This is a genomic window from Ensifer meliloti (assembly GCF_030064585.1).
GTDB classification, from domain to species: domain Bacteria; phylum Pseudomonadota; class Alphaproteobacteria; order Rhizobiales; family Rhizobiaceae; genus Sinorhizobium; species Sinorhizobium meliloti.
In genome coordinates, this window is record NZ_CP120365.1 from 700269 (window position 1) to 719174 (window position 18906).

Here is an 18906-nt window from a genome sequence, read left to right on the forward strand (position 1 = left end):
TTCGCGGTCCGGAGCGGATGAAGTCATGGGGTCCCTATGCCGATTACTCTTACAGCCACCGTTGAACATTTCCCGATCGCAGGCGCTTTCACCATTTCGCGCGGCTCGAAAACCACGGCAAGCGTCGTCACCTGCCGCATCACCGACGGCGAGCTATCGGGTTGGGGCGAGTGCGTGCCCTATGCCCGCTACGGCGAATCGGTCGAGTCGGTGCTGAGCGCCATCGAGACCGTGCGGCCCCTCATCGAAGAGGACATGACCCGCACCGACCTGCAGACGGCGATGAAGGCCGGCGCCGCGCGAAACGCGGTCGACTGCGCCCTGTGGGATCTCGAGGCAAAGCGCAGCGGAAGCTCCGCTGCCGCGCTCGCCGGAATCGCTGGCCCGACGCCTCTGACCACCGCCTACACCTTGTCGCTCGCCGAGCCGGAGGAGATGAGGGCCCAGGCCGCGAAACACGCCCATCGGGCGCTTCTCAAGGTGAAAGTCGGAACGTCAGACGACACGGCGCGCATTCGCGCCGTCAGGAGCGGCGCGCCGGCGAGCCGCATCATTCTCGACGCCAATGAGGGATGGACGGAAGCCAACATTGCCGCCCACTTCGCCGCCTGCGCCGAGAACGGCATCAGCCTCATCGAACAGCCGCTGCCCGCCGGCCGCGACGAGATACTCGCCTCCCTGCCCCGCCCGGTACCCGTCTGCGCCGACGAAAGCGTGCATGCCACGGAGGACCTCGAAAGGCTCGTCGGCCGCTACGATGCGGTCAACATCAAGCTCGACAAGACCGGCGGGCTGACGGAGGCCCTGCGCATGCGCGCTGCGGCCGAAGCCCTCGGCCTGAAGATCATGGTCGGCTGCATGGTCGGCAGTTCGCTCGCCATGGCGCCGGCGGTGCTCGTCGCGCAGGGCGCGGATTTCGTGGATCTCGACGGACCGCTGCTGCTCTCGAAAGACCGCTCGCCGGGCCTTCGCTACGAGGCCTCGCTCGTCTTTCCGCCGGAGGCCAGCCTCTGGGGCTGAAGATACCAGCCGAGGAAGGTGAAAAGGCAGCCCGAAAGCGCGACCACCGACATGGAGTAGAAGCCGTCGACGCCGAACCAGGCATAGAAATAGCCCGACAGAAAGGTGAAGATCGCCGTGAAGATGCCGGTGTAGAAAAAGTAGAGCCCCTGCGCCGACGCCTCCTGCTCCTCCGCGACACGTTCGACCAGCTTGTGCTGCATGCCCGTATGCATGATCGCATAGGTGAAGGCGTGAAAGCACTGCAGAACGAAATAGCCCGAGAAGCCGAGATCCATCGGGAAGATCAGCCAGCGTACGACCGCGAGCAGGCAGCCGGAAAAGATCATCGTCCAGATGCTGAAACGGCGGACGATCGCCCTGGCGAGGAAGAACATCAGCACTTCCGCCGCGACGCCGGCACTCCAGAGAATGCCGATCTGGGTGCCGCTGTAGCCGATATGCTGCCAATAGATGGCAGAGAAGGCGAAGAGCATCGCATGGCTGCTGTTGACCAGCGTCACGCCGACCAGCAGCAGTTGCAGATCCGCCTGTCGCAGCGATTGCGGCGGCGGCTCGGTGATTGCGGTAATCGGTGATGGCCTGCGCGGACGGCCGACACGCGGCGCGGCCACCGCCAAAAGGATGGTGAGCGCGAAGCCCGCCGCCATGGCGGGCAGGACCATCTGCCCGCCGACGACTCCGATCAGCCAGCCACCCAGCATCGTCGCCCCGATAAAGGCGACCGATCCCCAGACACGCATCTGCGCATAGTCGAAGCCCCAGCGCCGCACGCCCGAAAGGGCGATCGCCTCGACGATCGGCACATAGGGCGAATAAACCGCCGATTGCAGCGTGTAGATGACGAGCACCGGCCAGAAGCTCTGCGCATAGAAAAGAACGACGGCTCCGGTGAAGGATAGGATACCCGACCAGATCAGGACGATCGTCCGCTCGCCGATGCGGTCTGCGAGAACGCCCGCCAGTGGTGCGGTGATTACCCGGACGAACATCGGAACTGCAAGCACTATGCCGATTTCGAAGTCGCTGAGCGACAGGCTGCTCAGCCAGACCGGAAAGTACGGCATGGCGAAACCGTTGACGATCAGCGGCGCTGAGAAGAGAAGCGCGATGCGGAGTGCGAAATGGCGCGGCGGGGGCCCCGCGACGAATGCGGGAGCAGATGACGGAATCATGGAAGGACCTGATGGCTGTGGGCCACCATTAGCACAACCGCGCGTGTGTTTGCCATCGGCTAGATCATGATGTTTTAGGTCGAGTCGACCTAAAAACATGAACGTGATCGATTCCAAAAAGTTGAGACGCGGGATGCGGGCGGAAAACCGCGCACACTTTTCCTCATCCCGCTCGTCACTGCGGGTGCTTGTCCACCGGAACGATAGTCGGCCCCCTCCGGGAGTTTTCCCTTACCCCGCAGAATCACTCAGGCGGCCTGCGGTGCGAACCGCCTGACGGGCATCGTCTCGGCCTCCCCGGCTCGCTGCCCAGCGGCGGTGTCGCCGCGCATCTGGTGCCAGGTGATGAGCTCCATCGTGCCGTCGTGATGCTCGGCGATCGCCGTGCAACTCTCCACCCAGTCGCCCGTGTTTATGTACCGGATGCCGTCTATGTCCTCGATGACCGCATGATGGATGTGGCCGCAGATCACGCCTTGCGCGTCGTGACGACGGGCTTCCTCGGTCACGACTTTCTGGAACTCGCCGATGAAGTTCACCGCATGTTTGACCTGCAGCTTGGCCCAGGAGGAAAACGACCAGTAAGGCATGTCGAGACGACGACGTATCGCCGCAAGGCCTATATTGATGGCGATCGCCATGTCGTAGGCCCAGTCGCCGAGATAGGCGAGAACGCGTGCGTTGCGCACGACCACGTCGAACTCGTCCCCGTGCAGCACGAGATAGGTCCGCCCGTCCGCGCCCTTGTGGAGATAGCGCTGCGCCACTTCGATACCGCCGAAGTGAACGCCCGGAAAGTCCCGGAGGAACTCGTCGTGATTGCCGGGGATGTAGATGATGCGCGTGCCTTTTCGTGCCTTGCGCAGAAGCTTCTGGACCACGTCGTTGCAGGATTGCGGCCAATACCAGCTGCGTTTGAGACGCCAGCCGTCCACGATATCGCCGACGAGAATGATCGTCTCCGCCTCGTGGTGCCGCAGGAAATCCAGGAGAAAGTCCGTCTTGGCCGCTTTCGAGCCCAGATGAACATCGGAAATGAAAAGCGTCCGCAGTTTCCGAACGGAATCCTGTTGGGGTGCCGATGCCGCCGCCATGCCAGCCTCATCCTGGTTTAGCCGTTTCACGACCGTCAAAATCAGACTCGTGTTTCAGGAAGATGACATGGGACGTGGAGCACGCAGCGAGCGCCGAGTAGCCATGGCTGGAAAGAACCGCGTCGAAACTGTACGTGCCGGGCGATTCATGCCAAAAGGCACGACATCTATCAGCACCGGACGTGAACGCGATTTCACAAACGCGCTCTCGGGTCCACGCAAGAATTCAAGGAATGCAAAGGCATGAACACGGGCGATAAAGCGAAATCCCAAGCCGTTCCCGCCAGCGGAGACATCGATCAGCAGGCACTCTTCTTCCATCGCTATCCCCGCCCCGGCAAGCTCGAGATTCAGCCGACCAAGCCGCTCGGGAACCAGCGCGATCTGGCGCTCGCCTATTCGCCCGGGGTCGCCGCACCTTGCCTCGCCATCAAGGACAACCCCGAGACCGCTGCCGATTTCACCGCCCGCGCCAATCTCGTCGCCGTGGTATCGAACGGCACCGCCGTTCTCGGCCTCGGCAATATCGGTCCCCTCGCCTCCAAACCCGTGATGGAAGGTAAGGCTGTTCTCTTCAAGAAGTTCGCAGGGATCGACGTCTTCGACATCGAGATCGACGCACCGACGGTCGATCGGATGGTCGACGTCATCTCGGCGCTGGAGCCGACCTTCGGCGGCATCAATCTCGAGGACATCAAAGCTCCCGAATGTTTCGAGGTGGAGCGGCGTCTGCGCGAGAAAATGGAAATACCGGTCTTCCACGACGACCAGCACGGGACCGCGATCATCGTCGCGGCCGCCGTCCTGAACGGCCTGGAACTCGCCGGCAAGGACATTGCCGAGGCCAAGATCGTGGCCTCCGGTGCCGGGGCGGCGGCGCTTGCCTGCCTCAACCTCCTCGTCACGCTGGGCGCCAGGCGCGAAAACATCTGGGTCCACGACATCGAAGGTCTCGTCTACAAAGGGCGCGAGGCCCTGATGGACGAGTGGAAAGCCGTCTACGCGCAGGAGAGCGACAATCGCGTGCTCGCCGACAGCATCGGCGGGGCGGACGTGTTTCTGGGGCTCTCGGCCGCCGGCGTCCTCAAGCCTGAACTGTTGGCCCGGATGGCCGAAAAGCCGCTGATCATGGCGCTGGCCAATCCTACGCCGGAGATCATGCCAGAGGTGGCCCGCGCCGCGCGGCCCGATGCCATGATCTGCACCGGACGCTCGGACTTCCCGAACCAGGTCAACAATGTCCTCTGTTTCCCGCATATCTTCCGTGGCGCGCTCGATTGCGGCGCACGCACCATCAACGAAGAAATGAAGATGGCGGCGGTCCGCGCGATCGCCGGCCTTGCCCGCGAGGAACCGTCGGATGTCGCCGCGCGCGCCTATTCCGGCGAAACGCCGGTCTTCGGCCCCGACTATCTGATCCCTTCGCCTTTCGATCAGCGGCTGATCCTGCGCATTGCGCCGGCCGTTGCAAAGGCGGCGGCCGAAAGCGGCGTCGCCACGCGTCCGATCCAGGACTTCGACGCCTATCTCGACAAGCTCAACCGTTTCGTCTTCCGCTCCGGCTTCATCATGAAGCCGGTCTTTGCTGCAGCGAAGAACGCGGCGAAGAACCGCGTCATCTTCGCCGAGGGCGAAGATGAGCGGGTGCTGCGCGCCGCCCAGGTGCTGCTGGAAGAAGGCACGGCCAAGCCGATCCTGATTGGCCGCCCGCAAATCATCGAGACCCGCCTGCGGCGCTACGGCCTCAGAATCCGCCCCGATGTCGATTTCGAGGTCGTCAATCCCGAGGGCGACCCCCGCTATCGCGACTATGTCGATGATTATTTCGCCCTCGTCGGGCGGCTCGGCGTCATTCCCGAGGCGGCCCGCACGATCGTGCGCACGAATACGACGGTCATCGGCGCGCTCGCCGTCAAGCGCGGCGAGGCGGACGCGCTGATCTGCGGGGTCGAGGGACGCTACAGCAGGCATCTGCGCGATGTATCGCAGATCATCGGCAAGCGTTCGGGCGTACTCGACTTCTCGGCGCTCAGCCTCCTGATCTCACAACGCGGCGCGACCTTCTTCACCGATACCTATGTGAGCTTCAGCCCGAGCGCGGAGGAGATCGCCCAGACGACGGTGATGGCGGCAAACGAAATCCGCCGCTTCGGCATCACGCCGCGTGCTGCCCTCGTCTCCCACTCGAACTTCGGCTCGCGCGATTCCGAGAGCGCTTTCAAGATGCGCACCGCACTGCAGCTCGTGCGCGAGCTCGCCCCCGATCTCGAGGTGGACGGAGAGATGCACGGCGATTCCGCCATCTCCGAGGTCCTGCGCCAACGCGTGATGCCGGACAGCACGCTGAACGGCGAAGCGAACCTGCTCGTCTTCCCCAATCTCGACGCGGCCAATATCACGCTCGGCGTGGTCAAAACCATGACGGACAGCCTGCATGTCGGCCCGATCCTTCTGGGCTCGGCGCTGCCGGCGCATATTCTGTCGCCGTCCGTCACCTCGCGCGGCGTCGTCAACATGGCAGCGCTGGCCGTCGTCGAATCAAGCCATCCCGTCTGAGGGGTGGCGCGCCTCCTCATTCACTGGAGGGCGGAAAAACGCCGCTTCCACGGGACCGACGCAGCCGCGTCAGCGATATTTGGCTAAAAAGTCAACTTATGATTGCATAAGCGGCATTACTGCACCGTTTATGAAATATTGCACTAGACAAAACCGGCCGCCGTAAACCATGTTTATTATAGGGGCAAGTTTCGGTGTTACGGCATGGCTAATCAACAGGCTGTCCTCAATTTGCTGGATATCGTGGAATATGGAGGTTGCGCAGACCCCGAGCGCTTCTTCGCCCTGATGCGTCGAACCTTCAACATCTCGCATCTCCTGTATCTGGAGGCGGAGTCTCTTCCGGATGGTTTGAGAATCTGCCGCCTGCATCACACTTTCGGCGCCTACGCCGCCGAAATCTACGCCGCCAGGGGGCTTTACAGGATCGACCCGATCCTCAAGCTTGCGCTCGGCGGCGTCAGGCCGGTGGAATGGGCGACAGCGCGGCGCCGCTTTCCGGAATGCGAGCCCCTCTTCGAGGCGGCCGAAGAAATCGGGCTTTCCACCGAAGGCGTGGCCTTACCGCTCCCCTCGCCTGCGGGCCGCATGGCGCTTCTCGCAATCGGTGCAAACATGTCGCCGGTTGAGTGGTCCGCCTACCGCCGCTGCCATCTGCGCGATTTCCAGCTGGCTGCCAACCTCTTCCACGCGTCCATGCTCGAACATTCGGCGATGGCCGGGGCGCTCGACGAGCGCGATCTCCGCCTGACCGGGCGGGAAACGGAGGTGCTCACGTGGTCGGCGGCCGGCAAGAGCTACTGGGAGATCGCAACGATTCTCGGCATATCCGAGCGAACGGTGCGTTTCTTCATGACCAATGCCCGCCGCAAACTCAATGTAGTGTCCAACACGCAAGCTGTAGCGCACGCTGTTCGACATGCTCTGATCCCCACCATCTGACGGGTTGCCGGCCCGGGACAGGACCGGCCACTCGCAGATTCCCCCACAAATCTATTGGGAAAAAATAAGGAAATAAACTGTCACTATAGACAGTTACATGTGTCATCCGAGCCTGACAGCATCGCTACATCGCGTAATCACGCATGGAGCGAAAAAATGATCAGGATAGTGAACGGAAACGGTCGCAGCCAGCACCCCCAGGCCATCGACGAGATGTTCCGGCTGCGTAAGCGCGTGTTCCACGACTTCTTGAAATGGGACGTCAAGACCGAAGGGGACTGGGAAATCGACCACTACGACAAGGCCAATCCGCTCTATGTCATGTCGTACTCGCCGGACACCGGCAAGATTCGTGGCTCCCTCAGGCTCCTTCCGACGCTCGGTCCGAATATGCTGGACGATACGTTCCCGATCCTGCTCGGGGACAATCCGGAAATCCGTAGTGCGTCGGTGTGGGAATCGAGCCGCTTCTGCATCGATCCCGAAATCTCCCAGGATCGCGCATCGAACCAGGTCACCATCGCCGCGGCCGAACTGATGTGCGGTGTGGGCGAAATGAGCCTTGCCTCGGGCATCAGCCATATCGTCACGGTCACCGATGTGTTCCTGGAGCGAATGTTCCGCCGCATGGGTTGCCCTGGGGAGCGCATCGCCGATCCGCACAGAATCGGCTCCGTCCATGCGGTCGCCATCGCGTGGGAGGTGAGCAGGAACCTGCTCGAAACGATGAAGGCGGTGGCCTCCATCGAGGGCACCGTTCTCGATCGCCCGATGTCGCTTGAAACGGCACGCGCCGCCTGACCCGATAATCCGGGCCGTGCAGATCGCACGGCCCGCAGCTTCCATCCACGGGCATTGCGAATTAACGCAGATGCCCTCTTCCCGTTGCGCCATCTCGACAAGGTCCTATGATGAGACGGTAAGGCGGACACATCGGCAACGGTCCGCTGCAATGCAGGAAGAAGCACGTGTCCGCGTCCCCGAAGGTGGCATCCAAGATCCGGCGCATCGCGGCGGTTCTCGTACCGCTGGCGCTGGCCGCAGCCGGCCCGGCCGCAGCGTCCGGCGTTTGCGAACGGCTGGGCGCACGCCTCGCCGGCCTTCCCACAGGTTTCACGACGAATGCCAGCCTGCGCGATTTCACAGGTGCGGTCTCCCGCCAGAACATCGAGTTGCGCCGCGCCAAGAACGATCGCCGCCGAATGGAATGCAGCAGCGACAGCGTCGTCGTCATCGGCGGCGATGACGAGGCCGCTTGCGCCGAACTCGACGACACGATCGCGCGCATGGAGGCGAATCTACGGCAACTCAAGGCGCAGCGTAGGCATCTGATCGGCGGTGGTGACGACGACGTTCGTCGGCGCATCCTCGCTGCCATGGAACTCAACGGCTGCTCGGGAGCGCCCCGAGAGGGCTGGGATGCCGGAAGCGCCGAAGGCCAGTTTGCGAGCGCCGCCGACGGCACGGAGGTTCACCGGAACATCCTGCGCGACCTGCCGCCGGACAGCGGTGCCTATCCGCTTCTGCTCGACGCCCTCCGGGCAGAGCTACCGCTCACGGATGACGATTTCGCCGGCAGCCTCAGAACCATGTGCGTAAGGACATGCGATGGCGCCTTCTTTCCCATCTCCTCGCATGCCACGCCGGCAGACTTCGGTCGTGACGCCGATCTCTGCCGCGCGCGATGCCCGGGTGCGGAGACGGAGCTCTACTATCATGTGCTCGCGACGGAAGAAGCCGACCAGATGGTTTCGGCGACGACCGGCCTGCCCTACACCGATCTCCCAACGGCCTTCGCCTACCGGGCGCGCAGTGTCGGCTCACCCGGCATCTGTGGCTGCGGAATCCCGGACCCCGCAACGGATGCCAACGGGCAAAAGGCAGGCTCCGCCGGCAAGCTCACCGTCGTCAGCCCGTCGGTCATAACCATTGGCAGCGAGAAGAAGGCGCCGGCCAAGCCGATAGCAGAACGGCCCTACGACCCGGCCAAAAACAAGGTCCGCGTCGTCGGTCCGTCCTTCCTTCCGCAGGAGGAGAGCGCGATCGACCTCAAGCATCCGCTTGGGCCCCGTTACCAGCCGCTGCAGGAAAACTGACATACGCCGTTGCGAGCATTCTGCAAGCTTGGCGATGCTCTTGAATTCCTTGAGTACCGACTGCGCGGCCTACTGGACTTGTCCTTTGACCGTTGCCGATCAAAGGACAAAAACATGCAGAAGATCAAAGCGCGTCTGATAAGACGCGCGGCGCTGTACGTATCGAAGGACTGCAATCTCTCCTCTTCCTCATCCCTGTGCTTGTCACAGGGATCCAGCAGCGCCGCGTCTGCGGCGCGGGAAGAGTCCTTTCAGCCCAAGGACTTGGTCTGGCTGGATCCCTGTGACAAGCACAGGGATGAGGAGATCAACAAGCCGCGGCGGGTATCCCGAAACTCAACAGGCCTTGGGGCGGGGTGAGGAAAAGTGTGTGCGGTTTTCCGCCGCATCCCGCTCTAACCTCTTGGAATCGATCGCGTTCAAGTTTTTTGGTCGACCGACCTAATAACATCGTGATCTTAACGGACGCCCCAGCCTTCCTCGAAAACGAGATCTTCGAGCGGCAAGCGCTGTCGCCAGCCCTTCGCGGCGAGTTCCGGCTCTTGATACAGCTTGTCGACGAAACCGAGGCACAGCCAGGCGACGATTTCGACATGATCCGGGATTCCGAGGATAGCCTTGATCTCGCTCTCGTGGAAAATGCTGACCCAGCCGACGCCCACGCCCTCCGCCCGCGCGGCGAGCCAGAGGTTCTGGACGGCGCAAACGGTCGAGTACAGATCCATCTGCGGATTATGGGTGCGGCCCAGGACGACCGCTCCGCCGCGCGTCCGGTCGCAGGTCACGCAAATGCTGAGCGGCGCCTTGCGAATGCCTTCGAGCTTCAGCGACCGGTACTTCGCTTGCCTTTCGCCGGAAAACATCTCTGCGGCCTCGTCATTGGCGCGCTGGAAAGCCCGCCAGACTTTCTCCCGCGTCTCGTCCTGGCGCACGAGCACGAAGTTCCAGGGTTGCATGAAGCCGACGGACGGCGCCTGGTGCGCCGCACCGAGCAGGCGGGCGATCAGTTCCTCGGACAGTGGTTCGGGCAGGAACTCGTCGCGCACGTCGCGGCGCGTCTCAATGGCACGATAGACGGCAGCGCGCTCGTCCGACGAAAAAGCTCCGGCGGCCGTAAGGCAGCCGTTCGGGTCAGGCAGCATCGTTCGATCCCCAACAATGCGGAAACCTCCCGCCGTCCGCGCGGGGCCGGTCTATCTCGCCAGGCCGGTCTTCTGACTTCGGATCATCCGTTCGCGCCGCCTTCCCGAATAGCTTCAATATTCAGTGGCAAAGCTCTGAAAAGATTCAGAGCTTTTTTTGGCGAGAACGTCCCCTTCACAGCGTTGGGCACGTGCCGGAGCTGCACCGGCTTCCCGATTCTCCCGCATTTCGCGGGCACCTGACGGCGGCATATGGCCACAGGTCCCCACGAAAGGCAAGGCAAGCAAGCGGGAGCTTCAGAGCGGCGCCTCCGGATGAGGCGAGGCGCCATAGGCACCCCAGATCGACTGATCGAAGCAGATGACGGAACCCGTCATGAGGCCGGATTCTGCCGATGAGAGATAGGCGCAGGCACGCGCGACCTCGGCCGGGTCGACGAGCCTGCCGAAGGGCTGGCTCGCTGCCGCCTTTTCGAGCCAGTTCGCCGGCGCATCGTGATATTCGCGCTGGATCCGGTCTTCGCCTTCCGAGGCCATCCAGCCGATGTTGAGGCCGTTGACCCGTATCCGGTTGCGAAGGACGGCATAGGCGGTGTTCTTGGTCAGCGTCTCGAGTGCCCCCTTCGACGCACAATAGGCGGCGATGAAGGGCTGACCCGCCTTCGCCGACATGGAGCCGATATTGACGATCGTGCCCTCCGTCTTCTCGCGCCGCATCACCTTTATCACCTCCTGCATCAGGAAGAATGGCGCCCGCACATTGACCGCGAACATCCGGTCGAAGAGTTCCGGGCTGGTGTCGAGGATCGTACCCCTGTCGGTGATCGCTGCGGCGTTGACCAGCGCATCGACGCGGCCGAAGGCGCGGTCGCAAGCCGCCACGACCGCACGGGCATCCTCCACCCGCTCGAGATCCGCCGGTACGTAGACGACCTTCGAACCCGTCGCCGCGGCGATCTCGGCAGCTTTCGCCTCGCCCTTCGCCGCGTTGCGCCCGCAAATGACGACGCCGGCGGCGCCGCGCTCCGCGAAGAGTGCGGCAATCGTGGCACCGAGCCCCTGCGTGCCCCCGGTCACGATGGCGATCTTCCCGTCCAGTCGGGCGTGGTCCGTGCTCATCCTGATCCTCCCTTTGAGATGTTGGTGAATATGCCTTGGTGAGCGTGCATTAATGCCTGTTGAGATTTGGGATACCCGCCGCTACTTGTTTGATCTCCTCATCCCTGTGCTCGTCACAGGGATCCAGCCAGACCAAGTCCTTGGGCTGAAAGAACTTCTCCCGCGCCGCAGACGCGGCGCTGCTGGATCTCTGTGACAAGCACAGAGATGAGGAGGAGAGATTGCAGTCCTCCCCACGCTGACCGACGTGCTCGGCAACCTTGTCCGCACCGCCCTACGCGCCGACAAACCCACCAGAGCACCACCGCCATCATCCATCTCGCAGTAGCCGTGATAAACTCAAAATCTCAAAAGGCCTTAAGCCAAGACGGCTAGCTTAGCTTTTTCGCCGCCTGATCGGCCAGCGCTTCGGCAAACGCTTCAGCACTCCATTCGCCGGCGAGCGCTTCGTGCATCAGCTGTGCCTGCGTCCTGGGCGCCAGACCGCCAACCGGCGGATCACGATCGAGATTGGTCGGGAACGAATACCCCTCGGCGCACGCGGCAACCGCATTGGCAATTTCGTCCTGCGTGAGCTTGCCTCCGGCCGCAAGGACTTTCAGAGCCGGAAAGAGCACGGCGCACATGTGTTCGCGATCCACCGTTTCCATCGCCCGGCCGAAGGCGGAGGATACCTGCAGAAGATTGGCCACACGCTTGATTCCGGCAGACCGGTTGCTGCCCGCGGCGTGGAAAAGCGCCGGGTTGAAGAACACGACGTCGCCCTTCTCCAGCGGCAATTGCACGTGGTTCTCTTCGAAATAGGTGCGGAACTCCGGCCGTTTCAAAGCGAGATATCCGGGCAGATACGTCTGGCTATAGGGCAGGAACAGGGTTGGCCCGCTTTCGACCGGCATGTTGCAATGGGCGACCGCGCCCTGGAGCGTCAGGACCGGCGAGAGCCTGTGCACATGCGCCGGATACTGCTCTATAACGGCCGAGGTCTGGAAGCCGAGATGATAGTCGCGATGCGGCGATTGAGACGCGCCGCCGGGATTGACACGGTTGACCTGCGCCGTCATCTGGTAGTTCGGACCGAGCCAGGCTTCGCTGACGAGCGCGATGATGGCGTTGCCGTAATAGGCCGCGAAATTCTCGGGGTTCTTCAGGCAGTGCTTTTCGAGTGAATTCCAGATTCTGTCGTTGGCGCCGGGCTTGGCGAAATGATCGCCGCCGCCGCTGTTGGTGCGGTGCTGTTCCTCGATGATCTCGTCGAAGATGCGGCTTGCTTCGTCGATCACCCGCGTATCGGTGAAGGCGCGCTTGAAGACCGCCACGCCCGGTCCCGTCGCAAGCGCCTCGCAGATCTCCGCAAGCACCGACCGCCTGCCGTCCTGCGTGGCGCAATCGCCGGCAAGACGGGCGCTGTCATAGATCAGGATGTTCTTCTGGCAGTCCGCCGCGTGCGGATAGTCCGCCAGGCTGACTCGGTGCTCGACCGCCGCACGAAATTCCTCGATATCGCAGGCCGCCTCATTGAGCCACACGCGTTCCAGACGCGCCCGCGCGGGATTGTCCGTCTTCATCAGTTCTCCTCCTCAAGGATGACGATGATCCGACTATACGGCTTGCCTGCTTCTGATATAGAGCAAGAATCCATCAAAAAGCCATCAGGAGGGACCGGTGGCACATCCGTTTCTTGTCAAGGACATCGCCTTCCAGGCGGGACTCAGTACGGCGACCGTCGATCGCGTCCTCAACGGCCGGCGGGGCGTGCGTCAGCAAACGGTAATGCGCGTCAATGCAGCCATTCGTGAACTCGAGAGACAGCAGGCGGGCCTTGAGGTACAGGGACGCAAATATGCCGTCGACGTGGTGATGGAGGCGCCGGAACGCTTCACCGAAGCGGTGCGCAAGGCATTCGAAAGCGAAGCCGCGACCTTCATGCCTACGGTTTCCGGTCCCGCTTCCATTTCGCCGAGACCATGCGGCCGCAGGACATCAGCCAGTTGCTCGACCGTATTCGGCTTCGAGGAACCGACGGAGTAGTCCTCAAGGCGCCCGACGTGCCGGAGATTGCCGCCGCCGTGGCGCGGCTCGAAAATGCCGGAGTTGCGGTCGTCACGCTCGTTACCGATCTGCCGCATTCATCGCGAACGGCCTATGCCGGGGCTGACAACCGCGCCGCCGGTGAAACCGCAGCCTACCTGATCGGCGAGCGCTTCGCGGACCGGCCTGCGACTGTGCTGGTCACCATATCGAGCAGTCGCTTTCGCGGCGAAGAGGAACGCGAGATCGGTTTTCGCCGCGTGCTGCGGGAAAAATATCCGCATATCGGCGTGGTCGAGATCAGCGAGGGCCATGGCAGGAACGAGGAGACAGGCGCTCTTGCCCTTAAGGCAATCACCAGCCATCCGGAGATCAATGCTGCCTATTCGATCGGCGGAGGCAATCGCGCTGTGCTCGACGCCTTCGGACAGTTGCAGCGCGGCTGCGTTCTCTTCGTCGCTCACGACCTCGATGAGGACAATCTGGATCTCCTGCGTCGGGGCTTGGTCCAGTTCGTTCTTCACCACGACCTGAAAACGGACGTCCGCATGGCTTTCCACGCGGTCCTGGAGCGCCGGGGCGCACTGCGCGCCTCCGAAAAGCGGCATCTTTCCGCGGTCGAAGTAATCACCCCTTACAACCTGCCGCGTATCTGACCCCCGCTGGCTATTCCTCCGGTTCGTAGCGTACGAAGGCAAAGGCGGTGCCCGAGGGCGACCAGTTCGGGACATTCACCGTCCCCTGCCCGCCGAAGAGTTCGAGCAGTACGCGCGCATTGCCGCCGTCCGGATCCATCAGGCGGAGACGCACGTCGAGATCGCGCGGGTGGTCGAAGACATCGCCGTCATAGGAGAGCACGAGCAGGTGTCTGCCGTCCGGAGAAGGATGCGGAAACCAGTCGCCATAAGGACTGTCGGTGATGCGCTGGACATCCTTGCCGTCCGGCCTAACCCGCCAGATCTGCATGCGGCCGGTACGGCTCGAATTGAAATAAATCCACTCCCCGTCCGCAGACCAGTCCGGCCCGTCATTGCGGCCCTGCCCCTGCGTCAGGCGGCGTTCCTCCCCGCCATCGACCGGTATCGTGTAGATGTCGAAGACCTGATCGCGGATCCCGCAATAGGCCAGCATGCGCCCGTCGGGCGACCAGCCGTGCCAGTAGGACGGCAGGTTGCGTGTGACGAGCCGCGGCGTGCCGCCCTCTGCCGGCAGGAGATAGATTGCCGAACTGCCGAATTCCGTCTTGTCGCTGATCACGAGCGTGCTGCCGTCGGGCAAGATTCCGTGATCGTTGTTGCAGTGCCGCGCAAAGCCGGTGTCGATCTCCGTGGGATCGGAACCGTCGAAGCCAAGCCGGTAAAGCCTGCCGTCGCCGTTGATGATGAGGAATTTTCCGTCGGGTGACCAGTTCGGTGCCTCGACCAACCGCTCCGTCTGCCAGACGACGCGCGTCTCGCCGGTCGCAATGTCGAAGATCTCCACCGAACTGCGCATGATTACCCCCTGTCGCGGAAGCGGTTGGTGATGGGATAACGCCGGTCGCGGCCGAAATTCTTCCTGGTGATCTTCACGCCCGGCGCCGACTGGCGGCGCTTGTATTCAGCGATGTAGAGCAAGTGCTCGATCCGGTGAACGGTTGCCTCCTCATGTCCGCGGGCGACGATCTCCTCCGTGCTCATCTCCTTCTCGACCAGGCATTCGAGAATGTCGTCGAGCACGGGATAGGGCGGCAGCGAATCCTGATCCGTCTGGTCGGGGCGGAGTTCGGCCGACGGCGCCTTGTCGATGATGTTCTGCGGAATGACTTCGCCTGACGGGCCTAGCGCTCCCGGCGGAACGGTGCCGTTTCGCCAGCGTGCCAGCGCGTAAACCTGCATCTTGTAGAGATCCTTGATCGGATTGAAACCGCCGTTCATGTCGCCGTAAAGCGTGGCGTAACCGACCGACATTTCGGATTTGTTGCCCGTCGTCACCACCATGGAGCCGAACTTGTTGGAGATCGCCATCAGGATCGTCCCGCGCGTGCGGCTCTGCAGGTTTTCCTCGGTAATGCCCGCTTCGGTTCCCTCGAACGTGTCGGCGAGCGCGCTGAGGAAGCCCTCGACCGGTTCTTCGATCGCTACGATGTCGTAGCGGCAGCCGAGCGCCTTGGCGCATGCCTCGGCATCCCGCAACGATTCGCGCGAGGTGTAGCGGTAGGGCAGCATGACCGTGCGAACCCGCTCCTCGCCCAACGCATCCACCGCAAGCGCCGTGCAGATCGCCGAATCGATGCCGCCGGACAGGCCAAGAACGACGTTCCTGAAACCGTTCTTGTTGACGTAATCACGAAAGCCCAGCATGCAGGCGCGGTAATCCGCCTCTTCGCCTTCCGGTATGCGCGACTTGAGCCCGTTGGCCGAGATCCAGCCGCCCGCGCCCCTTTTCCATTCGGAGACGGCGACCGCCTCGTCGAACTGGCTCATCTGGAATGCCAGCGACTTGTCCGCGTTGAAGGCGAAACTCGCGCCGTCGAAAACCAGCTCGTCCTGACCGCCGAGCTGGTTGGCGTAGATCATCGGGAGGCCGGTCTCGATCACCTGCCGCAGCACCACCTGATGGCGCACGTCGACCTTGCCGCGATAGTAGGGCGAGCCGTTCGGCGACAGGAGGATTTCGGCGCCACTCTCCGCGAGGGTCTCGCAGACGCCGAGATCGCCCCATATGTCCTCGCATACCGGTATGCCGATCCGCACGCCGCGAAAATTCACCGGGCCCGGCATCTCACCCGCATCGAAGACGCGCTTTTCGTCAAATTCGCCGTAGTTCGGCAGGTCGACCTTGTCGCGGATGGCGATGACCCTGCCACCGTCGAGAACCGCAACGGAATTGTGCCGGAGGCCGGCGGCCTGCCGCGGAAAGCCGATGACGACGCCCGGCCCGCCATCTGCCGTCTCCGCCGCAAGCTTCTCCACCGCCTGTTCGCAGGCCTTCAGGAAAGCGGGCTTCAAGACGAGGTCCTCCGGCGGATAGCCGGAGATGAAGAGTTCGGTCAGAAGCAGCAGATCGGCGCCTTCGCGCGCCGCCGCCGTCCGTGCCTCGCGTGCCTTTGCAACGTTGCCGGCAATGTCTCCGACCGTCGGATTGAGCTGTGCCACGGCGATCCGTAGCGTTGAGGGAGCGGCTTTCTGTGCAGTCATGAGCGGGCCCGTCGTCTCTCGTCAGCGAATGCATGTTTCGTTCGCGTTGTTCTTACCGCATCCGGGGGGAAAAAACCCACACTCAATCGAGATCCGGCGGAAAAAATCCGAAAAGCTCCGTGTTTTCGGACCGTTACGAGCAGTGCAGAAATTCTTGCGCGGCCACAGGAACCAGGCGGCGGCGGCGCCGTTTCCGCCATTCATCCCCTGTTCAAGATGACAGTCGTATGACGGTGGAGTGAAATATTTGTGAAACTGGAGACGCCCGTTGGCCCGTATCGATTCCGCCGTGAGCAGCTCTCAAGTCTACGCCGACGGGGAAAGCTCTTCCGCAAGATACACGAGAACCCTGTCGGGCGCCCGCAGTGCGCTCTTCACGCTTCTCATTGCGATAGCGCTCGTCTTCACCGTCGAAGTGATCGTGCGCTGGTCCTGGCCCGACACCGTCGCCTATTTCGCCGATCCCATGCGCCCGGCCTGGACCACGGTCGCCGTGTTCTTCCTCGCCATGCTTGGCGTCGATGCCCTGTTCGGTCGCGAACACAAGGCCGCGCTGCTCATCGCGCCGCTCGCCGTCGTGCCGGCATTCATCAGTCAGCAGAAGCAGGTCTTCCTGTCCGATCCGCTCTATCCGACCGATTTTCTTTTCGGCCGGCAGATCATGGAACTGATGCCGGTACTCGTGAAGGACAGGCCGTGGACCGCGGTCGGCGTCGTCGCCGGGTTGATCGCGGCCATCGTCGTTGGCGCTCTCCTGTTGCGGTTCGCCTGGCAGAACTTTCCCAAGTTGACACGTCGGGAGCGGCTGATGCGGATCGCATTCGCCCTGCCGCTGTTGGTCGCATTCTGGAACATCATGGACTACAACCAGTTCTCGTGGATCCGTGACCGGCTTCGGGTCATCCCGATCATGTGGGATCAGACCGAGAACTACCGCCATAACGGCTTCGCGCTTGCCTTTGCCATCAACCTCCCGATGGCCAATGTAAACGCGCCGGCCGGCTATATGGCGGACGCGATCGACCGGATTCCGGTAAAGCCGCTTCCCGCCGGCACGACCCATCGCGGCAAACCGGACGTGATCGTGCTGATGAGCGAATCCTTTTGGGATCCGACCCGCCTTCCCAAGGTGAAGCTGACGCCCGATCCCATGCCGACCATCCGTGAACTGCAGGGCGGCAACGTCTTTTCTCCGGAGTTCGGCGGCATGACCGCCAATGTCGAATTCGAAGCGCTGACCGGTTTTTCCAACGCGTTCCTGCCCTATGGCAGCATCCCCTACCAGCAATATATCCGCAATCCGATTCCCTCGCTCGCCACGTTCTTCCGCGGCGAGGGTTATGTTTCGCGCGCCATTCACCCTTTCCAGGGGTGGTTCTGGAACCGCACAGCCGTCTACAAGGCCTTCGGTTTCGACATGTTCCGGTCGGAAGAGAACATGCCGGCCATGCAGAAGCGCGGCATCTTCGCGTCGGACGAGTCCCTGACGAAGGAAATCATCCGCCAGGCGGACGAAGTGGAGGACCCCTTCTTCTTTTTCGCGGTGACCCTGCAGGGCCATGGTCCGTATGAGGCCAACCGCTATGCGAAGAATACGATCAAGGTCGAGGGCGACCTTCCCGAAGCCGATCGCCAGGTGCTCGCCACCTATGCGCAAGGCGTGAAGGAGGCCGACGACAGCCTCAAGATGCTGATGGACTGGGCGAAAGAACGCGACCGGGAGACGATCATCGTTCTCTTCGGCGACCACCTGCCGCCGCTGAACACGGTCTATTCCAGCACCGGTTACATGAAGGGCATTACGGCGGAGCGCAAGGGACCGAAGGATCAGATGAAGGCCGAACATGAAACGCCGCTCGTCGTCTGGTCGAATAAGACGGGTCCGAAGAAGAACATCGGCACGATCAGCCCGGCCTTCCTTTCCTACCAGATCCTGAAACAGGCCGGCTACGAGCATCCCTACTACACGGGGTTCCTGGGCAAGGTCTACGACCACTACCGCGTCCTCGACCGTTACATGCTGATCCGCAAGAACGGCAAGGACGTCGCCGACTGGCTGCGCCAGCCGAAGGTCCCCGCATCGCTGCGTGACTACCGCTTCCTGCAGCACGACATGATGTTCGGCAAGCGCTACAGCACCGAGCGCTTCTTCAAGTCCCATGCCGAGCTTTACAGCGCCGGTTTGTGAACGGACTCGGTCGGAGGGTGAAGCACAAGCGCTCCGCGCTGGATACCTGTGACGAGCACCGGATGACGGTGGAGCGGGTGCGGTCCGTCGGAATACTTCTCATTGGCCGTGCATCTCCGCCGCCCCCTCATTCCTGTGCCTGTCACAGGAATCCAGCCGGACCAAGTCAATGGGCGGAAAGACTCTTCCGCGCCGCAGACGCGGCGCTGCTGGATCCCTGTGACGAGCACAGGGATGAGGTAGAGAGGGTACGGTCCTTCGGAATACTTCTCATAGGCCGTGCATCTCCGCCTCCTTCATTCCTGTGCTCGTCACAGGGATCCAGCCAGACCAAGTCATTGGGCGGAAAGACTCTTCCGCGCCGCAG

At 62.5% G+C, this 18906-nt stretch carries 13 protein-coding genes, 1 pseudogene and 1 riboswitch; of the genes and pseudogenes, 7 read left to right on the forward strand and 7 right to left on the reverse strand.

Going from position 1 to position 18906, the window contains the following annotated elements; translation table 11 throughout:
• Positions 1–36: 36 nt before the first annotated feature.
• Positions 37–1020: an N-acetyl-D-Glu racemase DgcA gene (gene dgcA / locus PZL22_RS10430; protein WP_003534117.1), complete on the forward strand. Its 984-nt coding sequence runs from the start codon at positions 37–39 to the stop codon at positions 1018–1020.
• On the opposite strand, the gene PZL22_RS10435 is transcribed toward dgcA, so the two are convergent.
• Both PZL22_RS10435 and PZL22_RS10440 read right to left on the reverse strand, forming a co-directional pair.
• Positions 972–2195: an MFS transporter gene (locus PZL22_RS10435; protein WP_003534115.1), complete on the reverse strand. Its 1224-nt coding sequence runs from the start codon at positions 2193–2195 to the stop codon at positions 972–974. The two genes, dgcA and PZL22_RS10435, sit on opposite strands and share 49 nt — an antisense overlap.
• 248 nt (positions 2196–2443) lie before the next feature.
• A complete protein-coding gene (locus PZL22_RS10440) occupies positions 2444–3289 on the reverse strand; it encodes a UDP-2,3-diacylglucosamine diphosphatase (RefSeq protein WP_003534112.1) in 846 nt (281 codons plus the stop codon).
• 243 nt (positions 3290–3532) lie between these two features.
• On the opposite strand from PZL22_RS10440, the gene PZL22_RS10445 reads away from it, so the two are divergent.
• The 4 genes from PZL22_RS10445 to PZL22_RS10460 all read left to right on the forward strand — a co-directional run bounded on the left by PZL22_RS10445 (position 3533) and on the right by PZL22_RS10460 (position 8883).
• Positions 3533–5845 carry an NADP-dependent malic enzyme gene (locus PZL22_RS10445; RefSeq protein WP_003534110.1) on the forward strand — a complete coding sequence of 771 codons (2313 nt, stop codon included), beginning with the start codon at positions 3533–3535 and terminating at the stop codon, positions 5843–5845.
• A gap of 204 nt (positions 5846–6049) precedes the next feature.
• A complete protein-coding gene (locus PZL22_RS10450; protein WP_003534108.1) occupies positions 6050–6787 on the forward strand; it encodes a helix-turn-helix transcriptional regulator in 738 nt (245 codons plus the stop codon).
• Between the two features lie 156 nt (positions 6788–6943).
• Positions 6944–7588, forward strand: coding sequence for an acyl-homoserine-lactone synthase (locus PZL22_RS10455; RefSeq protein ID WP_003534106.1), 645 nt, complete (start codon positions 6944–6946; stop codon positions 7586–7588).
• Between the two features lie 167 nt (positions 7589–7755).
• Entirely contained in the window at positions 7756–8883 is a 1128-nt protein-coding gene (locus tag PZL22_RS10460; protein ID WP_284718640.1) for a DUF2865 domain-containing protein, read from the forward strand.
• Between the two features lie 458 nt (positions 8884–9341).
• Here the strand turns inward: PZL22_RS10460 and bluB are convergent, their stop codons facing one another.
• From bluB to PZL22_RS10475, 3 genes are all read right to left on the reverse strand, one after another.
• Entirely contained in the window at positions 9342–10025 is a 684-nt protein-coding gene (bluB, locus tag PZL22_RS10465; protein WP_003534102.1) for a 5,6-dimethylbenzimidazole synthase, read from the reverse strand.
• Between the two features lie 45 nt (positions 10026–10070).
• Positions 10071–10283: riboswitch (cobalamin riboswitch) on the reverse strand.
• 39 nt (positions 10284–10322) lie between these two features.
• Positions 10323–11144 (reverse strand): SDR family oxidoreductase, encoded by an 822-nt coding sequence (locus PZL22_RS10470; RefSeq protein ID WP_003534101.1) that lies wholly within the window; start codon positions 11142–11144, stop codon positions 10323–10325.
• Positions 11145–11515: 371 nt separating this feature from the next.
• Complete coding sequence (locus PZL22_RS10475; protein ID WP_003534100.1) at positions 11516–12709, reverse strand: phytanoyl-CoA dioxygenase family protein; 1194 nt, start codon at positions 12707–12709, stop codon at positions 11516–11518.
• A gap of 97 nt (positions 12710–12806) precedes the next feature.
• Between PZL22_RS10475 and PZL22_RS10480 the strand changes: the two are divergent.
• Positions 12807–13828, forward strand: a pseudogene (locus tag PZL22_RS10480) (LacI family DNA-binding transcriptional regulator).
• Positions 13829–13838: 10 nt separating this feature from the next.
• Here PZL22_RS10480 and PZL22_RS10485 read toward each other — a convergent pair.
• Positions 13839–14666: a TolB family protein gene (locus tag PZL22_RS10485; protein ID WP_003534098.1), complete on the reverse strand. Its 828-nt coding sequence runs from the start codon at positions 14664–14666 to the stop codon at positions 13839–13841.
• 2 nt (positions 14667–14668) lie between these two features.
• Positions 14669–16351, reverse strand: coding sequence for an NAD+ synthase (locus PZL22_RS10490; RefSeq protein ID WP_284718641.1), 1683 nt, complete (start codon positions 16349–16351; stop codon positions 14669–14671).
• 268 nt (positions 16352–16619) lie between these two features.
• Here PZL22_RS10490 and PZL22_RS10495 point away from each other — a divergent pair, with 268 nt between their 5' ends.
• Positions 16620–18539, forward strand: coding sequence for an LTA synthase family protein (locus PZL22_RS10495; protein WP_003534093.1), 1920 nt, complete (start codon positions 16620–16622; stop codon positions 18537–18539).
• Positions 18540–18906 lie beyond the last annotated feature (367 nt).